Origin of the sequence: Affinundibacterium baiyunense (genome assembly GCF_018139645.1) — a bacterium.
GTDB classification, from domain to species: domain Bacteria; phylum Pseudomonadota; class Gammaproteobacteria; order Burkholderiales; family Burkholderiaceae_D; genus Undibacterium; species Undibacterium baiyunense.
The window spans coordinates 1-17,827 of record NZ_JAGSPM010000001.1 but is presented as its reverse complement, the minus strand read 5'-3'; the positions used below and the strand labels follow the sequence as shown (position 1 = coordinate 17,827).

General features: G+C 44.1%; 15 protein-coding genes and 1 other RNA gene. 3 read left to right on the top strand and 13 right to left on the bottom strand.

All coding sequences use genetic code 11. The annotated features are described in order from the left end of the window. Positions 1 to 3: 3 nt before the first annotated feature. The 3 genes from KDM92_RS00080 to KDM92_RS00070 all read right to left on the bottom strand — a co-directional run bounded on the left by KDM92_RS00080 (position 4) and on the right by KDM92_RS00070 (position 1,475). A complete protein-coding gene (locus KDM92_RS00080; protein ID WP_329603105.1) occupies positions 4 to 504 on the bottom strand; it encodes a GspH/FimT family pseudopilin in 501 nt (166 codons plus the stop codon). 8 nt (positions 505 to 512) lie between these two features. Further along, the gene (gspG, locus tag KDM92_RS00075; protein ID WP_212682463.1) at positions 513 to 986 is read right to left on the bottom strand and encodes a type II secretion system major pseudopilin GspG; all 474 of its coding nucleotides are present in this window, start codon (positions 984 to 986) and stop codon (positions 513 to 515) included. 306 nt (positions 987 to 1,292) lie between these two features. After that, positions 1,293 to 1,475, bottom strand: coding sequence for a DUF1289 domain-containing protein (locus KDM92_RS00070; protein WP_212682462.1), 183 nt, complete (start codon positions 1,473 to 1,475; stop codon positions 1,293 to 1,295). A 256-nt stretch (positions 1,476 to 1,731) separates the two neighbouring features. Here KDM92_RS00070 and KDM92_RS00065 point away from each other — a divergent pair, with 256 nt between their 5' ends. Then, positions 1,732 to 2,331, top strand: coding sequence for a MarC family protein (locus KDM92_RS00065; RefSeq protein ID WP_189344002.1), 600 nt, complete (start codon positions 1,732 to 1,734; stop codon positions 2,329 to 2,331). 24 nt (positions 2,332 to 2,355) lie between these two features. Here KDM92_RS00065 and KDM92_RS00060 read toward each other — a convergent pair whose 3' ends face one another. The 6 genes from KDM92_RS00060 to ubiD form a co-directional block, all read right to left on the bottom strand. Continuing rightward, positions 2,356 to 3,606, bottom strand: a complete 1,251-nt coding sequence (locus KDM92_RS00060) for a CaiB/BaiF CoA transferase family protein (RefSeq protein WP_212682461.1) — start codon at positions 3,604 to 3,606, stop codon at positions 2,356 to 2,358. After that, on the bottom strand, positions 3,606 to 4,202 hold the full coding sequence (gene recR, locus KDM92_RS00055; RefSeq protein WP_189344000.1) for a recombination mediator RecR: 597 nt from the start codon (positions 4,200 to 4,202) through the stop codon (positions 3,606 to 3,608). Before recR ends, KDM92_RS00060 begins: the two co-directional genes overlap by 1 nt. 94 nt (positions 4,203 to 4,296) lie before the next feature. Beyond that, a complete protein-coding gene (locus tag KDM92_RS00050; protein WP_212682460.1) occupies positions 4,297 to 4,623 on the bottom strand; it encodes a YbaB/EbfC family nucleoid-associated protein in 327 nt (108 codons plus the stop codon). 78 nt (positions 4,624 to 4,701) lie between these two features. Then, on the bottom strand, positions 4,702 to 7,167 hold the full coding sequence (locus tag KDM92_RS00045; protein WP_212682459.1) for a DNA polymerase III subunit gamma/tau: 2,466 nt from the start codon (positions 7,165 to 7,167) through the stop codon (positions 4,702 to 4,704). 247 nt (positions 7,168 to 7,414) lie between these two features. Continuing rightward, an RNA gene (ffs, locus tag KDM92_RS00040) (signal recognition particle sRNA small type) lies at positions 7,415 to 7,513 on the bottom strand. A gap of 90 nt (positions 7,514 to 7,603) precedes the next feature. After that, the gene (gene ubiD / locus KDM92_RS00035; RefSeq protein ID WP_212682458.1) at positions 7,604 to 9,088 is read right to left on the bottom strand and encodes a 4-hydroxy-3-polyprenylbenzoate decarboxylase; all 1,485 of its coding nucleotides are present in this window, start codon (positions 9,086 to 9,088) and stop codon (positions 7,604 to 7,606) included. 509 nt (positions 9,089 to 9,597) lie between these two features. On the opposite strand from ubiD, the gene KDM92_RS00030 reads away from it, so the two are divergent. Together KDM92_RS00030 and KDM92_RS00025 are read left to right on the top strand one after the other, a co-directional pair. Continuing rightward, complete coding sequence (locus tag KDM92_RS00030; protein ID WP_230408091.1) at positions 9,598 to 10,539, top strand: transglycosylase SLT domain-containing protein; 942 nt, start codon at positions 9,598 to 9,600, stop codon at positions 10,537 to 10,539. A 521-nt stretch (positions 10,540 to 11,060) separates the two neighbouring features. Further along, a complete protein-coding gene (locus tag KDM92_RS00025; RefSeq protein ID WP_189343995.1) occupies positions 11,061 to 11,447 on the top strand; it encodes a DUF3224 domain-containing protein in 387 nt (128 codons plus the stop codon). Positions 11,448 to 11,557: 110 nt separating this feature from the next. On the opposite strand, the gene nusB is transcribed toward KDM92_RS00025, so the two are convergent. From nusB to KDM92_RS00005, 4 genes are all read right to left on the bottom strand, one after another. Continuing rightward, positions 11,558 to 12,022: a transcription antitermination factor NusB gene (gene nusB, locus KDM92_RS00020; RefSeq protein WP_212682457.1), complete on the bottom strand. Its 465-nt coding sequence runs from the start codon at positions 12,020 to 12,022 to the stop codon at positions 11,558 to 11,560. Between the two features lie 114 nt (positions 12,023 to 12,136). Continuing rightward, a complete protein-coding gene (gene ribH / locus KDM92_RS00015) occupies positions 12,137 to 12,637 on the bottom strand; it encodes a 6,7-dimethyl-8-ribityllumazine synthase (RefSeq protein ID WP_212682456.1) in 501 nt (166 codons plus the stop codon). 107 nt (positions 12,638 to 12,744) lie between these two features. Beyond that, positions 12,745 to 13,863 (bottom strand): bifunctional 3,4-dihydroxy-2-butanone-4-phosphate synthase/GTP cyclohydrolase II, encoded by a 1,119-nt coding sequence (gene ribBA / locus KDM92_RS00010; protein ID WP_212682455.1) that lies wholly within the window; start codon positions 13,861 to 13,863, stop codon positions 12,745 to 12,747. A 283-nt stretch (positions 13,864 to 14,146) separates the two neighbouring features. After that, entirely contained in the window at positions 14,147 to 17,410 is a 3,264-nt protein-coding gene (locus tag KDM92_RS00005) for an amidohydrolase family protein (RefSeq protein WP_212682454.1), read from the bottom strand. Positions 17,411 to 17,827 lie beyond the last annotated feature (417 nt).

Here is a 17,827-nt window from a genome sequence, read left to right as displayed (position 1 = left end):
TCATTACTCCACCACGAAATGGCCAACGCCATCCGCATTCACAGCAACTTGATCATCACCAACTCGCAAAATCAATTTAAATGGACGGCTAACAGGCTCGCGACCAAATACAATTCTAAGCTTGTCAGCACTAACCGCGTCTTGCGACAGAATACTCACTTGGGTCTCTGGAAATGTAAACTGGCGTCCACGCAAGGTATCTAGATCAGTTATTTTTTCCCATTTATTCTCATTTAAAACAAGAAACTGGTATCCCTGATCAAATACTTCAAATGCGGTTTGACGGTTACGCACAATCGCCTCCTCTCTCGCTAACTGCAAGAGCAAAGAAATTCGTTGTGCGTCGGTCTGCAATTTTTGATGAACGCTTTGAACTGCATTCAAAGATACCGCTCCCAGCATGATCCCCATGATAACCAAGACTACCAGCAACTCGAGCAATGTAAATCCAGAGTTGCGGAATCTGATCGGTGATCTAGCCAGTGTTCGTGTTTGATAAGTCACGTTATGACTTACAGATCCCAGGAACCAATGTCAGCGTCGTAGCCAGCGCCGTTGGGCTTTCCATCTTGGCCATAAGAGAAGATTTCGATGTCAGATTTTAAACCTGGCGACATGTATTGATATGGATTGCCCCAAGGATCCTTTGGCAATTTTGAAATATAACCATCCGTCTTGTAACCGTTTGCAGCAGGACCAGAGGTAGGTTTTGTTATCAGTGCTTGCAAACCTTGCTCTGTAGTTGGATAGCGCTGATTATCGAGCTTGTACATTTTCAATGCGCCAAGCATAGTAGAAATATCCTGCTTCGCTTGTAATACCCTCGCATCGTCGGTTCGCCCCATTAGCTTTGGCACAACCAATCCGGCAAGAATTCCCATAATGACCAGCACAATCATAATTTCAATTAGGGTGAAGCCGAGCGCCACCCCAATTGACTTCACTTGAAACTTACGAGGATTCGATTTATTACTTAGACTCTTCATCACATTCCCACCAGCTTAAAAATCTACACAATTCATTACATCAATTACTATTTGATACACAGCAAAAGACGAATTCAAAAATTTATCATTCCCGTTGAGACTTGACTAGGCAAATTCAAAATGAAAGTGATAATAAAAGCTTACCGTGTAAATCGTATCATGAAATAAACTAAAAAAACTTAGTTCACGCACAACAAGAAAAATTATTCCAATTCATGCACACGAACAAGGATCTGAATTTGACAAGCACGAAAAAAATCATCGCCATTTTATTCTTGCCTGCGAAAATTTAGCTGCATTTGATGATTAGTTACGGCGCGGATAGCCCTCGGACAAAATACGATCCCAGACAAGATCTTTTTGCTCCTGCGACATAAACACCCAATCTGCGACTTCCGCCACAGTTCTACCACAACCACGACAAACATCATCAAAAGTAGTAGAACACACAGCCACACATGGTGTATCAGGTCGATTATTTTTTTCCATAATTATCGCTCTATATTTTTCGCTTGAAATTTATTGCTTTATTTCTCAAGACCTCAAGAATTTGAATAATTTATCGCCGTTCAAATCTTCACTTATTACAACATCATACAGCGATTTATTTTAATCGCAGATTATAGCGACACAACTTGATTGACCTATTGGCAAATCAGCAGCAAAATCAACGCTGTCCATGATTGAAGTTTTTAATCCAGCGACAATTACCTCAATCACCTCCACTCAAACTGAGCAGAATAATATGACACAAGACTTTTTCCAGGCCTTTATACTTCTCATTCTCGTTACCGACCCATTTGGCAACATTCCAATCTTTGTCAGTGCACTTTCTACTGTCTCACCTGAGCGTCGTTGGCGTGTCGTAGTTCGAGAATGCGCAATCGCGTTTATTCTTTTGCTGTTATTTATGTTCTTCGGCAAACATTTTTTAAAAGCGCTTCAATTGTCTGAGGTCGCCTTACGTATTGGCGGTGGCGTGATTCTCTTTTTGATTGCACTTCGCATGGTCTTCCCACAAGAAGGTGGCGTATTTGGTGCAACTGAAGGCAATAGTGAACCATTCATCGTTCCCTTGGCGATTCCAGCACTTGCTGGCCCATCCTCGCTTGCGACCGTTCTACTGTTTTCATCAAACAGTAGCTCAGACCTCATTGTGCATGTTGGAGCACTTGTTGCTGTCGCCTTGGTTTGGCTGGTTGTACTGCTCGGTGCAGAACGAATGCAGAGAGCTCTCGGAGAGCGCACCATGACTGCGGTCGAACGTCTAATGGGGTTGATCCTGACAGCGATGGCGGTAGAAATGTTATTAGCAGGTATTCGCGAATATCTAAAAACCTTATAAGTCAAAGAAAGCAAGAGCAACCGATCAGATGATTTGTTGCTCTTTAAACGCTTGAATTTGCGCGTCTGTATAACCTAATTCCGCCAATACTTGTTCGGTATGCGCCCCTAGCGCCGGCCCCAACCATCGCGTTTTGCCCGGGGTCTCAGATAGCTTAGGACTGATCGCAGGGATTTTTAGTTTCGCACCGTCTGCAAATTCATGCTGTTCAAACATATCGCGCGCTTGAAATTGCGCATCGCTCATCATATCTCGTACCGAGTAAATTTTTCCTACTGGGACATCGGCCGCTCGTAAACTAACCAAAGCTTGATCGATCGTCTGCGTATCGCACCAAGCTTGAATAGCAGCATCAATTTCCGCGGTACGTGGCACCCGCCCATCATTTCTCTGTAGAGAATGATCATGCGCTAGATCTGCTCTATCAATTGCTAACATTAATCGATGAAAAATAGCATCACCATTGCCAGCAATCACAATACTTTCACCTTCTGAAGTTGTGTAAGTATTCGATGGCACAATGCCCGGCAAAGCACCTCCAGTGCGCTCCCGCACCACACCAGCAAAATCAAACTCAGGTACCAAAGACTCCATCAAATTAAAGACAGATTCATAGAGCGCGACATCCACCATCTGCCCTTGCCCAGCAACTAAGTCATCGCCTGACTTTCCATTCCAGCGTCCACCACTCACATCGCGATGACGCAACGCCATCATCGCACCAATCACACCGTGCAAAGCGGCAACTGAGTCGCCTATCGAAATACCGACACGCACAGGAGGACGATCAGGATGCCCTGACACATAACGCAAGCCTCCCATCGACTCTCCGATCGCACCGAAGCCCGGTAAATCGCGCATAGGACCAGTTTGTCCATAACCCGATAAACGAACCATAATTGTGGCGGGATTTATCGCTCGCAAATCTTCATAACCAAGCCGCCACTTCTCCAAAACACCAGGGCGGTAATTCTCAATAATGATGTCTGCATCCAATGCCAACCGACGGGCAATTTCCTGCGCCTCCTCGGTCTTCAAGTTCAAGGTAATGCTTTTTTTATTTCGTGCCTGTACACTCCACCAAAGCGAAGTACCATCCTTCAAGACACGCCAATGACGCAAAGGATCGCCACCATCAGGCGCCTCGATTTTTATGACTTCTGCCCCAAACTCGGCCAACATGCGCGAGCAAAATGGCCCTGCGATTAAGGTTCCCATTTCAAGCACTTTTACGCCAGCTAAGGGGCCCATCGGTTTATTGTTATCACAGGTCATCAAGTAACTCGCCTATCCAGCATCGCCCTCGCAATCGTGCCAGGATCAACGTATTCCAACTCGCCACCCACCGGCACACCTCGTGCTAATCGGCTTACGTTTAAGCCGCGCGCCTTCAAGGTCTCACTAATGTAATGAGCGGTTGCCTCACCTTCGTTGTTGAAGTTAGTTGCCAACACCACTTCTTTTACCGCACCATCAGTAGCACGCTGAATTAACTTTTCAAGATGTATATCCTGTGGACCAATACCGTCTAATGGTGACAAACGGCCCATCAATACAAAGTACAAGCCTTTGAAGGTCATCGTTTGCTCAATCATCAGCTGATCACTAGGTGACTCGACCACACACAACAGAGATAAATCTCTGCCCGTGTCCGCACAAGTATCGCAAATCTCATTTTCGGTAAAGGTATTACAAGACTGACAGTTATGCACCATGTTTAAGGCATTCAGCATGGCCTTGCCAATCTGCTCTGCCCCTTCTCTATCGTGTTGCAGCAGATGATAAGTCATGCGTAATGCGGATTTCGGCCCAACACCCGGCAAACGTCGCAACGCTTCAGCAAGTTGTTCTAGACTGCTTAATGATTTCACGCGAGATTCTCAATGAAAGAAGCGCATCAAATTTTGATGCGCTTCAAGATAAATAAAATTCACCGCATCTACTACGGCGGATCACTGATATCAATTAGAAAGGCAGTTTAAAACCAGGTGGCAGCGGCATACCTGCTGTTAATCCTGCCATTTTCTCTTGGCTTGTCGCTTCTGCTTTACGAACTGCATCATTAAACGCCGCCGCAACCAAATCTTCCAGCATATCTTTATCATCTGCCAAAAGTGAAGGATCGATCACCACACGTTTTACATCATTTTTGCATGTCATTATTACACGCACCAAACCAGCACCAGACTGCCCTTCAACCTCGATCAAAGCCAATTGGTCTTGCGCTTTTTTCATATTGTCTTGCATTGCTTGCGCTTGCTTCATCAAGCCAGCTAATTGATTTTTCATCATAAAAATTCTCCTAAATAAAACGAATAAAGAAATTCTTCGTATCGATCTCGTGACTCAACCGGTGAGTTATCATTTTCACTAAATTGGACGCACACTACCGGTTAAAATCGTCGCACCAAATTCACGCATTAAAGCTTGCACAAAGCTGTCAGACTGTATCGCTTGCTCAGCTTGCACTTGGCGCTCAGCCCGCTCAGCCACAGCCTGTGCATTGGCAGTCTGCGCAACAGCACCAATTTCAAAATCGAGACGAATCTCACGACCGAACTCAGCAAATCGCTCATTTAATGCAGCACTGAGTTTCTCACCACTGCCTGCTGATAATAATGTTTGTAAAGGCACACACAGTTTAAACAAAATAGCGTTCCCGTTGACTAGGCATTGTCTCAACTCACTCTGTTGCGCTAGTTGCTGCGCCACACCACGCACAGGGAGTGAAGCAGCGAGATTTGGCCAATGACCATCCCAATTAATTTCTGCCATTGGCATCAATTGCAAAGGTTTCATCGGCGAACTTGGCGTCACAGAATTATTCTCAATAACTTGTTCTGTGCTTCGCTTCTCTTGGATGCGCTGCGTTTCTGGCTCTTTGACTTCAAACTCTTGCGATGCAATATTTAGTCCCACATTTTCAGCATCCAAAGGATTGTTCGACAATACGGGTGGATTGATTCCAGTTGCATTCAAACTTGGCGCGCTACTTGTTAGACTATCGCCCTCTGGATGCGACAACTGCGCTAAATTCAATTCGCCAGAACTATCTTCTTTCCAGTAATCGGATTCTTGTATCTCTTTCCGACGCCCACCCGAACTCGCTTGCGATGTGTAAGCATCAAACGTCTGTGAATCAATTTCATCCCACGGTGGCGGCATTGAATTGTCGTTCACATATGCAGGTGTGCCATCGTTGCTTGCAAGTGTTGGATCAAGGCTTTCAGGCTGATTTAACTCCGGCACTTTTGTTGCCGTGCTTTCCGAAGTTTCCTGAACTACCACAGGTGATTCAACTCGATGTAACTCTGGCGTTTCTTTAGGCATCGCCGCTGCAGAGGGACTCGAAATTGCCGACCCCGCCGTTTTTTTACCGCTAGCAGCGCGAGCTGCAGCCAACGCCGCCATAGCTGGACTCATAGGCTTCACAGCTGGTGCATTGACTGTCGAAGCTGCAACCGCCGGAGCTGCCGAGGCTGGCGATATTGTAGCAATCGCTGGCGCATGTATGGGAGCGTTTGTAGGAAGGTTTTCTGAAACGCTTGCCGAAACGTTTGTGGTCGCCTTAACAGAAACACTCATAGAAGAATTGGCTGCCGTATCCACAACCACCGCCGAAGTCTGAGACGACATTATTGGACGCGCACCGTTCACAGCACTACTCATAGGCGTAGTTGCTGCGGGCCGAGTTACAGATGGACGACTAGTCGAGGTAGCACTTCCGCCCTGATTCGACATAGAAGCAATTGAACTTGGCCTAAACGCCAACATGCGCAACAGCGTCATACTGAAACCGGCATATTCGTCCGGAGCCAATCCAATTTCATTTCGTCCATGAACAGCAATTTGGTAATACAGCTGCACTTCTTCTTTATTAAAGCTCTGCGCTAGACGCAATAATTCTGTACGTTCTGGCAAATCATCAGCCAACGCCGCAGGAACCATTTGCGCAATCGCGATTTGGTGCAACATACTTCCCAAATCTTGCAAAGCGGCTTTATAAGACAAACTACGAGCAGACATCTCATCTGCTACAGCCAATAGGCCTGCGCCATCTTCAGCAACTAAGGCATCTAACAAACGAATTAAATACGATTGGTCAAGCGCACCTAGCATACTTTGCACGGCATCCAAACTGACTTTCCCAGCCGCATAGGCAATTGCTTGATCTGTCAAAGACAAAGCATCACGCATCGATCCATGCGCGCCTTGCGCTAACAAACGCAATGCAGCCACTTCAAAATCAATTTGCTCTTGACCTAGTATATTTTCGAGATGTCCAACAATATGTCCTGGCGGCATTTGTTTTAAATTAAATTGCAGACAGCGCGATAGCACTGTCACCGGAATTTTTTGAGGATCTGTCGTCGCTAAAATAAATTTTACATGCTCAGGCGGCTCTTCTAAAGTCTTCAACATGGAATTGAAGGCATGGTTAGTCAGCATATGCACCTCGTCTATCATATAGACTTTAAAGCGTGCATTAGAAGGAGCATAAATTGCTTGCTCTAGCAGAGATGCCATTTCATCGACACCACGATTTGATGCCGCATCCATCTCAATGTAATCAACGAATCGTCCAGCATCAATTGAAGTACAGGCATCGCACTGGCCGCATGGCTGCGCAGTAATCCCTTTTTCACAATTGAAAGATTTTGCCAAAATGCGTGACAAAGTTGTTTTACCGACGCCACGTGTGCCAGTAAATAAATAAGCGTGATGCAGACGTTGTTGATCCAAAGCATGCGTTAGCGCGCGTACCACATGCTCCTGCCCGACTAAGGTATCAAAACTTTTAGGGCGATATTTTCGAGCTAGGACTTGATAGGACATTTTTCAATTTTACCTTATTCTTGCGCGCAAAAATTCGCGACTAATCACACAAGCAATTGCACCAAACTTCGCCAATTGCCTCATCTAATGCAAGCAAAGCGGACGCATTTGATATTGCTGCTGCATTCTAAAGAACTTTAGGAAAGTTGGCAGCCTCTAATTTCACATTCAATGCAAAAGAATAAATGTGTGAACAAAATCAAGAGGAAAAAGAGAACAATTATTGGAGCGAGTCCATATTTGAAAAGGAGGCGAGCCTGATCTGCGGCACTTACGGTAAATGACTGTGGCTGCTTCGTTCCCGACCTGACCAGATTGGTCACGCCGCAATGCGCAGGGGCCCGCCAGCTGCAATTATAGCGCATTGCTTGATATCCGTGAATGAAAAAACCAAATCCAAATTCGATCTTGATTACAGATCAACTCGCCTATGCTTCTACAAACCTAGTTCCTGCCATATATCATCAATGCGTTTTTTGATTTCTGGTGACATTTGAATTGTACTTCCCCACTCACGTGAAGTTTCACCGGGCCACTTGTTTGTAGCATCCAATCCCATCTTGCTACCCAAACCACTAATCGGAGACGCAAAATCAAGGTAATCAATCGGTGTATTGTCTACCATCGTCGTATCTCGGATTGGGTCAACTCTGGTCGTAATTGCCCAGATGACTTCTTTCCAGTCACGAATATTGACATCTTCGTCAACCACGATAATGAACTTGGTATACATAAACTGGCGTAAAAAACTCCATACGCCAAACATCACGCGTTTCGCATGTCCCGCATATGATTTCTTCATTTGCACTACAGCCATTCGGTAACTACATCCTTCAGGCGGCAAATAAAAATCTGTTATCTCAGGAAATTGTTTCTGTAATAAAGGAATAAAGACCTCATTCAATGCCACACCTAAGATAGCAGGTTCATCAGGTGGTTTCCCAGTATAGGTAGAATGGTAGATAGGATCTCGTCGCATCGTGATTCTATCTATTGTAAATACAGGGAAATAATCTTGCTCGTTATAGTAGCCTGTGTGGTCACCATACGGCCCCTCCAAGGCATGCTCATATCCACTTGGATGCGTCTCATCTGGATAAATATGTCCCTCTAGAACAATCTCTGCAGATGCGGGCACTCTCAACTCACTCCCAATCGCTTTTACTAGCTCGGTGCGACTGCCACGTAATAGTCCTGCAAATTGATATTCAGAAAGGCTATCAGGAACAGGGGTCACTGCACCCAAAATAGTGGCGGGATCCGCACCCAAAGCAACCGCAATCGGGTAAGGCTTTCCTTTGGTTGCCAACGCATGTTCACGAAAATCCAATGCACCACCACGGTGTGCCAGCCAGCGCATAATGACTTTATTTCGACTCAACACCTGCTGACGGTAAATTCCTAAATTTTGACGCTTCTTATGCGGTCCTTTTGTGATCACCAAGCCCCAAGTAATCAGCGGCGCTACATCACCAGGCCAACAATGTTGGATAGGTAAACGAGCTAAATCAACATCGTTTCCTTCCCACACAATTTCCTGGCACGGGGCGCCACGTAACTCTTTCGGAGCCATATCCCATACTGCTTTCACCAGCGAGCCCAGACCTAAAATATCTTTAAAACCCTTTGGTGGTTCTGGCTCCTTCAAAGATGAAAGCACATGTCCGATTTTTCGCAGCTCACTAATACCGCTTGCCCCCATGCCTAAAGCGACGCGCTGTGGCGTTCCGAACAAGTTTCCTAACACAGGGATGGAATGTCCTTTCGGATTCGTAAATAGCAAAGCAGGCCCCTCGGCACGCAAAGTCCTATCGCAGATTTCGGTCATCTCCAAAATTGGAGAGACTGGCGTAACTATTTGTTTTAATTCACTTTGTTGCTGCAATTGGGAAATAAAATCCCTTAAATCTGAATATTTCATCTTTTTTTACGAATTCGATTGATCAAAGCGCTTACTTAGAATAGCTAGGCAAGTAATTGATTTTATTGAGCTTTGCCGCATTGCAGCAATTAAATAAGATCCAAAAGTTATAAAAAACCGTTTTTATAGTATTGACTCGATATAAATGCCCCCATACAATTCGCCAACTTTAAAAACTACTGAATTGATTTACAGTAATATTTTAAAGCCTAAGGTCATATTCGTCGTTCAAACTAAGCGATAGAACATGATAGTGGGAATCGGGTTCCCACCTATGAGTAAGGACTACAAATCTCCTTACATCAATCAAGGCGAAAGCCTCAACCCGAATTTCGTTATTCATTCTTTTCTGCCATGCCATAGCAAGACCGAAAAGAATGGGGAACTCCGGCGTCTTAGATGGATATCAGACATTCTGATTCTAAGACGATGTTTCTGATTCGTAGATGTGCATGAATATTCAATACAGGTATTTATGCGTGACACTTCTCGACAATTCAGGAGGTTGTATGCTTCATAATTTGATTTTAACAGCTCGCTCACCGAGCAAGTGCATATCTGCAGAAAAAGAGATGGCACGGCTACTAGCAAGCAAATCTAAAGTCAGCGCACTGACTACCGTTTTACACATCACATCCGGCTTAGGACTGTTAGCATTAATTGTTCTGAGTAGTATGTTCTTTAATCCTGAGTTAGCGGAAAAGTTTCGTGCCCTTTCTCCATTTGGTGAAGACATTACTAGTGTCGCGCAAGAAAAAGTAGCGGCACCAGATTTAGCCATGTTGATGGCGACTCCACAGCTTGTTTCTCAGGTCAACAATGATGAATCAGCGACAGAATTTGGTTCTGACTCAAACTACAAAGCATTGATCGGCACTCAACGCCAACAGCAGTTAGTCACGAATTGGCTGTCGAAGCGTTATCGCGTCGCGGATGAAGCAATCGATATGCTGGTCTCAGCAACCTACTTAACAGCAAAAGAAATCAAGCTAGATCCGCTTTTGATTTTATCGGTGATTGCAATCGAATCACGCTTCAATCCTTTTTCAGAAAGCCCAGTTGGCGCGCAAGGCTTGATGCAAGTCATGTCCAAGGTACATCACGAACGTTTTTCGGAATTAGGTGGTGTTAAAGCAGCTTTAAACCCTGTCGCCAATATTAAAGTCGGTGCATCGATTCTCAAAGAATACGTGAGTAGCGCGGGTTCAATCGAAGCTGGATTGAAACGCTATGTTGGCGCTGCAGATATGGAAACTGATGGCGGCTATGGCAGTCTAGTGATGGCAGAATACAAGCGCCTCAAAGACGTCGCCGCTGGAAAATCCGTATCAATTTATGCGACAACAGCAAAACCGACTCCTATTTCGCGTCCACTTGAGTCGAATGAAAAACGTCCAAATGAAATGACCCAGCAAGCAGCGATTAACTCAGATCAAGTTGCCGGCATTTAATATCTCTTCAAAAATGAAGATGACATTTACCGAAATGGCTTACTAAAAGCCGTTCGGCAAATGTCAAACGATAAACTGCTAGACCGTCCCCTCCTCTTCCACCCTAAAGTTTCAATTCGAGTAAATCTACTAAATCTAAATCGAGATTTCGATTTGCAGCTTATTTAGAATCCATCTTTAGTGTGACAATCACACGACTAATGATCGTTAGAATCAAAGAAAAAACTGAGAATTATTAAAATCTCATTTTTGTTGTCGATTCTTTACGTTAGAATATTTTTTAAACAATAAAAAGATCCATTACAAAACATTCGTCAAATGGATATTTAGGTAGTCGTGGTGCTGAATTTGCGAAATAAGTTTTTGCGATACAAACAAGAGACTCAAGTCCGAATAGTATCGATAAAAAACGGATTCAAAACATAAAAAATCGCAAAACAAGCATTCAAACATGATTTAGATAATTCTAATCATGTCACAAATAAAACCAAAACTTTATGCATTCGGGGGAGGAAAGCAAAATGTTAGCTTGTGGCACAGTAAAGCTTTTTGGGATCGACGAAAAACTCGACATAACAACAGGGCTTCGAAGATCAAAATTAACACATAAATATTTAGGAGATATTGAAGCAGAATCCCGATTTGAATGCCTAGCATTCGCCAGCGATTCTGGAACATCAAACTTTGTCGGACTGGAGTATCTAAACGGAAGAATTGGTAATCGTGTTGGCGGCTTTATTCTGCAACACATAGGATCAATGAAATCGGGGTTATCTATCAGTACACTGAATGTCATTTCTGGCTCTGGCACGGGCGATTTCGCAGGCATGAAAGGACACGGCAGAACGACTTGGAGTACAACTGGCTCAGATAACTCTCAGGTACTTCTGGAATATAGCTTCGATTGATTATGCTCATTCATCAAATCACCAATAAAAAAACCGCTCTCAAATGAGCGGTTTTTTTATTGCAGCTTGCTTACGCCCACTAACTTTAGACTGTGAGCAACACACCAAAATCACTTCTTATTTTCCACTTCTACCGTTCGCAGACGTGCTGCTAATTTATCCAGCACACCGTTGACATATTTGTGCCCATCTTGACCACCAAACGATTTGGTCAGTTCAACTGCTTCATTAATGATAACGCGATAGGGAATTTCGATATGATTTTTCATTTCATACGCGCCAATGAGCAAAGCCGCATGCTCAATTGGTGACAACTCAGCGATTCCGCGATCAATAAACGGAACAAATTCTTCACGCAGTTGAATGGATTGATTTATCGCACCATGCAACAAAGCGTCGAAATGTTCACGGTCTGCTTTATCAAAGCCATGAGCCTCGCGAATATGTGCGTCGATTACACCAGAATCTTCATTATTGAGAAGCCATTGATAGATTCCTTGTAGCGCAAACTCGCGCGCGCGATGACGCGGTGAGCGAGTTTTATTTGGATTCGCATGTTGAGTATTAACTGTCATTGTTTTTCCTATATTTTCTTTTTTTGACGTACGGTCACTTGCTGTTGCTGACCATTATCCGCCTTTATTCACCGTTGCTTACTTCTTGTGATTCAATTCAAGTAGCAAACAAATTTATTCTTGATCAAACTCGATACCTTCAGTCGCCTCAGCGAGTTCTTCTAATGCCAAAGTCAAATTAGCCATTTCTACGGCAACTCGCGCTGCGTCTGCACCCTTTTCACGCATACGAACTTCTGCTTGTTCATCATTTTCCGTCGTCAAAATCGCATTGGCAATTGGAATACCTGTATCCAGTCCAACACGAGTAATTCCAGCACCAGATTCATTCGAAACAAGTTCGAAATGGTAAGTCTCGCCTCGTATCACCGCCCCCAACGCAATTAAAGCATCAAATTGATGTGTCGCAGCCAATTTTTGCAAAGCCAATGGTACTTCTAAGGCACCTGGAACCGTCACGTGGAGGATATCTTCATCTAATACGCCCAATCTGCTTAACTCTGTCAAACAAGCATCGAGCAAACCAGCACCGACATTTTCGTTAAATCGCGCCTGTACAATACCGACTCGCACTCCTGCGCCATCCAGATTTGATTCATAGTGTCCGACTGTCATATTTTTTCCCTCTTAAACCATTTTGGCTATAACAAATTCTATAATTAAGCGCTGTAACTTTCAGCTATTCGATATTTACAAAGCAATCAACATGCAGATAGCACAATTTATGGCTTAGTTACTGGGCTATCCATATAACCAGTGACTTCTAAATTAAATCCTGTCATCGATGGCATCTTGCGAGGATTTGCCAGCAATTTCATTTGCCCAACGCCAACATCCTTCAGGATCTGCGCTCCGATTCCATACGTTCTTAAATCCATTCTTGCGGCTCGACCTTGCGGCTTCACCTCGGGTGATTTCAAGGCATTAAATTGCGCAAATAGCTGCTCAGCTGTTTCCTCACAATTTAGCAGTACCATCACCCCATTGTCTGCTTGCTTGATTGCAGCTAAGGCATTCGCAATACTCCAAGAGTGCGTTGACACCTCGGATTCAAGTAAGTCCAAAATCGAGACTGGCTGATGCACGCGCACCAAAGACTCTTTCGCACTCTGAATTTGTCCATGCACTAAAGCTAGATGAGCTGATTTACTAGGAATATCTCTGTACACAATTGCTTGAAAGCTACCGTGCGCTGTATGCATTTCGCGCTCTGCAATCCGCTGTACCATGCTTTCATTTTGACTACGATATCGAATCAGATCAGCAATCGTACCAATCTTCAAGCCATGGGTCTCGGCAAAAACCATCAAATCTGGCAGACGAGCCATCGTTCCATCATCTTTCATGATTTCACATATCACAGCCGAAGGGTTAAGACCTGCTAGTTCAGCTAAATCACAACCTGCTTCAGTATGGCCAGCGCGCATTAACACACCACCTTTTTGCGCTTTCAAAGGGAAAATATGCCCTGGTTGCACGATATCTTCTGCTGTCATTTTAGGATCAACAGCTACTTGTATAGTACGTGCCCGGTCCGCAGCAGAGATTCCAGTTGTCACTCCCTCTGCCGCTTCAATGGAAACTGTAAAGTTTGTTCCATAAGCAGTGCCATTCCGGGTTGCCATCATCGGCAAATTAAGTTCTTCGCAACGTTCTTCGGTTAATGTTAAACATATTAATCCGCGGCCAAATTTTGCCATGAAATTAATCGCTTCCGGTGTGACGAATTCTGCAGCCAAAACCAAATCGCCTTCATTTTCACGATCTTCTTCATCAACTAAGATTACCATGCGCCCCGCACGTAACTCTTCGACAATTTCTTGAGTGTTTGATAATTTCATCTGTTTTTCTCGCTTAAATGACGACATTGATGCGACTGTTCACATCGTTTTACGCTAACCCTCTATTCTAAAGTATTTGCACCTAAAAACAGATAAGAGGCACTATCTTTATCAGGGATTTAGAAACAATACTTAAACAAGTAACACCAAATTATGCACGGCAACTTGCGTAAGTTAGAAAAACTCGAACATTAGATGTAAAACATCGTAAAACCAACAAAAATGCCGCTTAAAAAGCGGCATTTTTTTATCAAGTAAGTTCTAACAACAATAGAAAACTCGCTTAATGGCCGTGACCATCACCATAAGTTTCTACGTTAACAGGAACAGTAGCGCTGTTTTTACCCTCGAAGAAAAAAGCTTTCCTTGGTTTGTTTCGCAAACCGACTTCATTCATGGTGTCAGCATCATAGAGGCGACCGTTAATCATCACTTGAGCGATTTGGTCGGACTGACGAATATCTTTCAAAACATCGCCATTCAGAATCACTAAGTCAGCCAATTTACCCACCTCTAAAGAACCAATATCTTTATCCATACCAAGATATTTAGCACCATTCAAAGTTGAGGCTCGAATGACCTCTAATGGTGTCATACCGCCCCGACCAAGCGTCCACATTTCCCAATGTGCGCCCAATCCTTCGCGCTGTCCATGTGCACCTAAGTTAACTGGAACGCCAGCGCGTTGCAACTCAGTAGCTGTTCGTGCGACCTTGAAGACATTAAAGTCCTCTTCGGGTGCAGTTAATCTTCTGACGCTACGTGGCTCTAACACAGAGCGCGGTACGTACTTAGACAAAATTGGATGCTTCCATACATCAGTGCGCGCATACCAGTAATGTTCACCATCCAATCCACCATAACCGACGATCAAAGTTGGCGTGTACCCAACTTGAGTCTGCGACCAAAGTTGTTTCACGTCATCGTAAGCGTTCGCAACTGGAATTGAATGCTCAACACCTGTATGACCATCTATCACCATAGTCATATTGTGCTGGAAAAGTGAGCCACCTTCTGGCACTACCATCATGCCAGTTTGTCTTGCTGCTTCTAAGATTTGCTGACGTTGCTCACGACGCGGTTGGTTATAGCTTTTCACAGAAATCGCACCAGCCGCCTTCAGTCGTCTCATGTGCGTTAATGCATCATCTAAGCTGTTTACCACGGCACTAAAGTTCGCTTTTGCGCCATACAAAATTGTTCCGGTTGAAAAAATTCGCGGCGCAACAACCTTACCAGCCTTTTGCATTTCACTGTGGGTAAATATTTCACTTGTATCATTCGATGGATCATGGATCGTCGTCACACCAAAAGCGAGCGAGGCGTAATTTACCCAACTTTGCTGCGGAATAATTTCACTTTCCCCCATACCACCATGCCAATGCACATCCACTAATCCTGGGATAATCGTCTTACCACTGACATTAATTACTTTCGCTCCGGCAGGCACCACAACACTGCTTGCTGATCCAATTTCGGTAATGCGATTATCCTTAATAATAATTCGCGCATTTTCAATGACCTCATCGCCCTTCATTGTCACGACGCGAGCACCCGACAGCACAGTAATTCCATTGGGCTTATCGGCAGCTTCACGGAATCCAATTTTCACACCATTTGCGGCCGCTTTCGGCAACTCTTTCGGCGCCCCTGCTACAAAAGCAAAAGTATCACTCAACGCAGTCGTGAATAATTCATCGCCAAGTGCAAAATGAATCTTCTGACTATCACCTGACCAATGCAAATAATCACCTGCATTCACATCTAACTGTTTCACTGGTAGTGCATCGCCTTTCGCTCCCACGTTCAATGCCTTGCCAACTAAAGGCATAGGCATCACGTAAGCATGAAACCGCTCATTGAAAGCAAGCCACTTACCATCAGGTGATACTGAAAACGCTGATACAAAGTCGCCTTTTGCAACAGCCACATCTTCACTCTTATCTAACTTAAGTCTAAACAAAGAAGTGGACCAATCAACTTCTCCCGTATATCGTGTTCGGGTCAGATAAACAACATCATTTTCATTGGCGAATTGTGGTGCATTGCCATCTTCAGCGATTTTTCTTGGGGTTGCTTTTGCATCAGTTGAAACCACAAAAACGCCAGTTTCCATGCTATGCCAAGGCGAGGTTAAGTAACCGCCGCGAGATTTCACAAACACAACTTGCTTGCCATCCGGTGACATAGTCACATCAGAATATTTACCAGGTTCTTTTGTGAGAATAGTCTCTTGCCCCGTGCGCAAATCCATCGTGCGCACAGAACCTAGTTTCACATCGTCCCAAGTCGCAAAAACGATACTTTGCCCGTCACGCGAGAATTGCGGGAAATATTCAAAGTGCTCATTCTGCTTGGTCAAACGACGCGCTACTCCGTTTGGTAACTCTCGGATATAAAGATGGCCAAGTGCGGAGTAGATTACACGATCCCCCTTTGGCGATACATTCACCCAACGTAACTGCTTCACGTCAAATTCATCTTTTGCAACTGGTGTCTCAAATCTCACAGCATCACGAATTTCACGGCTATCTTTGACATGAAAAGCGATTTCTCGCTCCGTCTTATTAAATGGATCAATTTGCCAAATTTTCCCTTGCGCCCAAAGTACAAGTTTCTTTGCATCAGGCATCCAAGAAAATGCTGGATAAACTCCATGTATCGCCCAAGCTTCTTGCATATCACGCTCAAGTTTATCCCACACAGGAAACTCTTCTCCGCTCTTCAAATCTTTAAGAAATAAAGTGCTTTGATTTCTAACGCGACGAACAAAAGCCAAGTATTTTCCGTCTGGTGATGGAGTCGGACGCACGGCGCCTCCAGGCCCGTTCACAAACGAAATCGTCTTACCATCTTTCAAATCTTTTCTAAATATTTGATAAATTTGCGCATTCGAATTTTTGTTATATTCAAATGTAGAGCCGCCTGTCGTATCTTGTGAATAATAGATATAGCGACCGTCAGGCGAAAATGCAGGTTCGCCGAGATCTTTCTGCCAATTTGGTTTTTCGTTGATTTGTACACCTGAACCACCACTGACGTGATACATCCAGATTTCACCAGATCCTAAAGAACGCGTTCCAGAATAGTGTTTACGAGCTGCAATATACTGCCCATTTGGATGCCACACCGGATTATTTAACAGACGAAAATCCTCTTTCGTTACTGCCCTAGCATTACTACCATCCACGTTCATTACCCAAATATTGTCGCCGCCTCCGGCATCTGACATATAGGCGATTTGCTTACCATCTGGCGAAAATCTTGCTTGCATCTCCCAAGCCATAGTATGTGTTAAAGCTTTCGCGACACCACCTGTCACAGGCATTACATACAAATCGCCCAACAAATCAAATACAATAGTTTGACCGTCGGGACTAACATCCACTGTCATCCACGTACCTGTCTTCGTATCCAAGTTTATCGTTTTTCCTTGGCCTGGTACGCTATTGACATCCCATTTCTTTTTAGCTGCATCTGAAGCGAGAACCTCGGTTGAAGCTAGCACCATGAATCCCCAAAATAGTCGAGCAACAAAATTACTCATAAACCGCCCTCTCTTTTATCAATATAAATAAAGCGTGAAAATACTGCGTTAGCAGCATTATACAAACATAAGCTCGGACTTCATTTATGAAACTAGGTTCAAATCTAAAGCAAATCGAACTAATTAGGCATCAAGCGAAACCAAACTATTAAATAATTCAAAAACAACCACAAGAAAGCTCACGCTTCTAAAACACAAATCAGTTCGTGATGTATAGGGTATTAGTGAGGAATTAAAACGATAACGAAACAAAAAAGGAAATCAAGATGCGAAGATTAAATATCTATGTAAACCTCCCTCAATCAGTGCCAAGTATTACTAGAGTTTTGAGGTTGGTGAAACAATCGGTATTCAACAGGGGTCATCCCGTTGAGTGAATCATGTGGGCATTGCTCGTTGTAATCGTTCATCCACAAT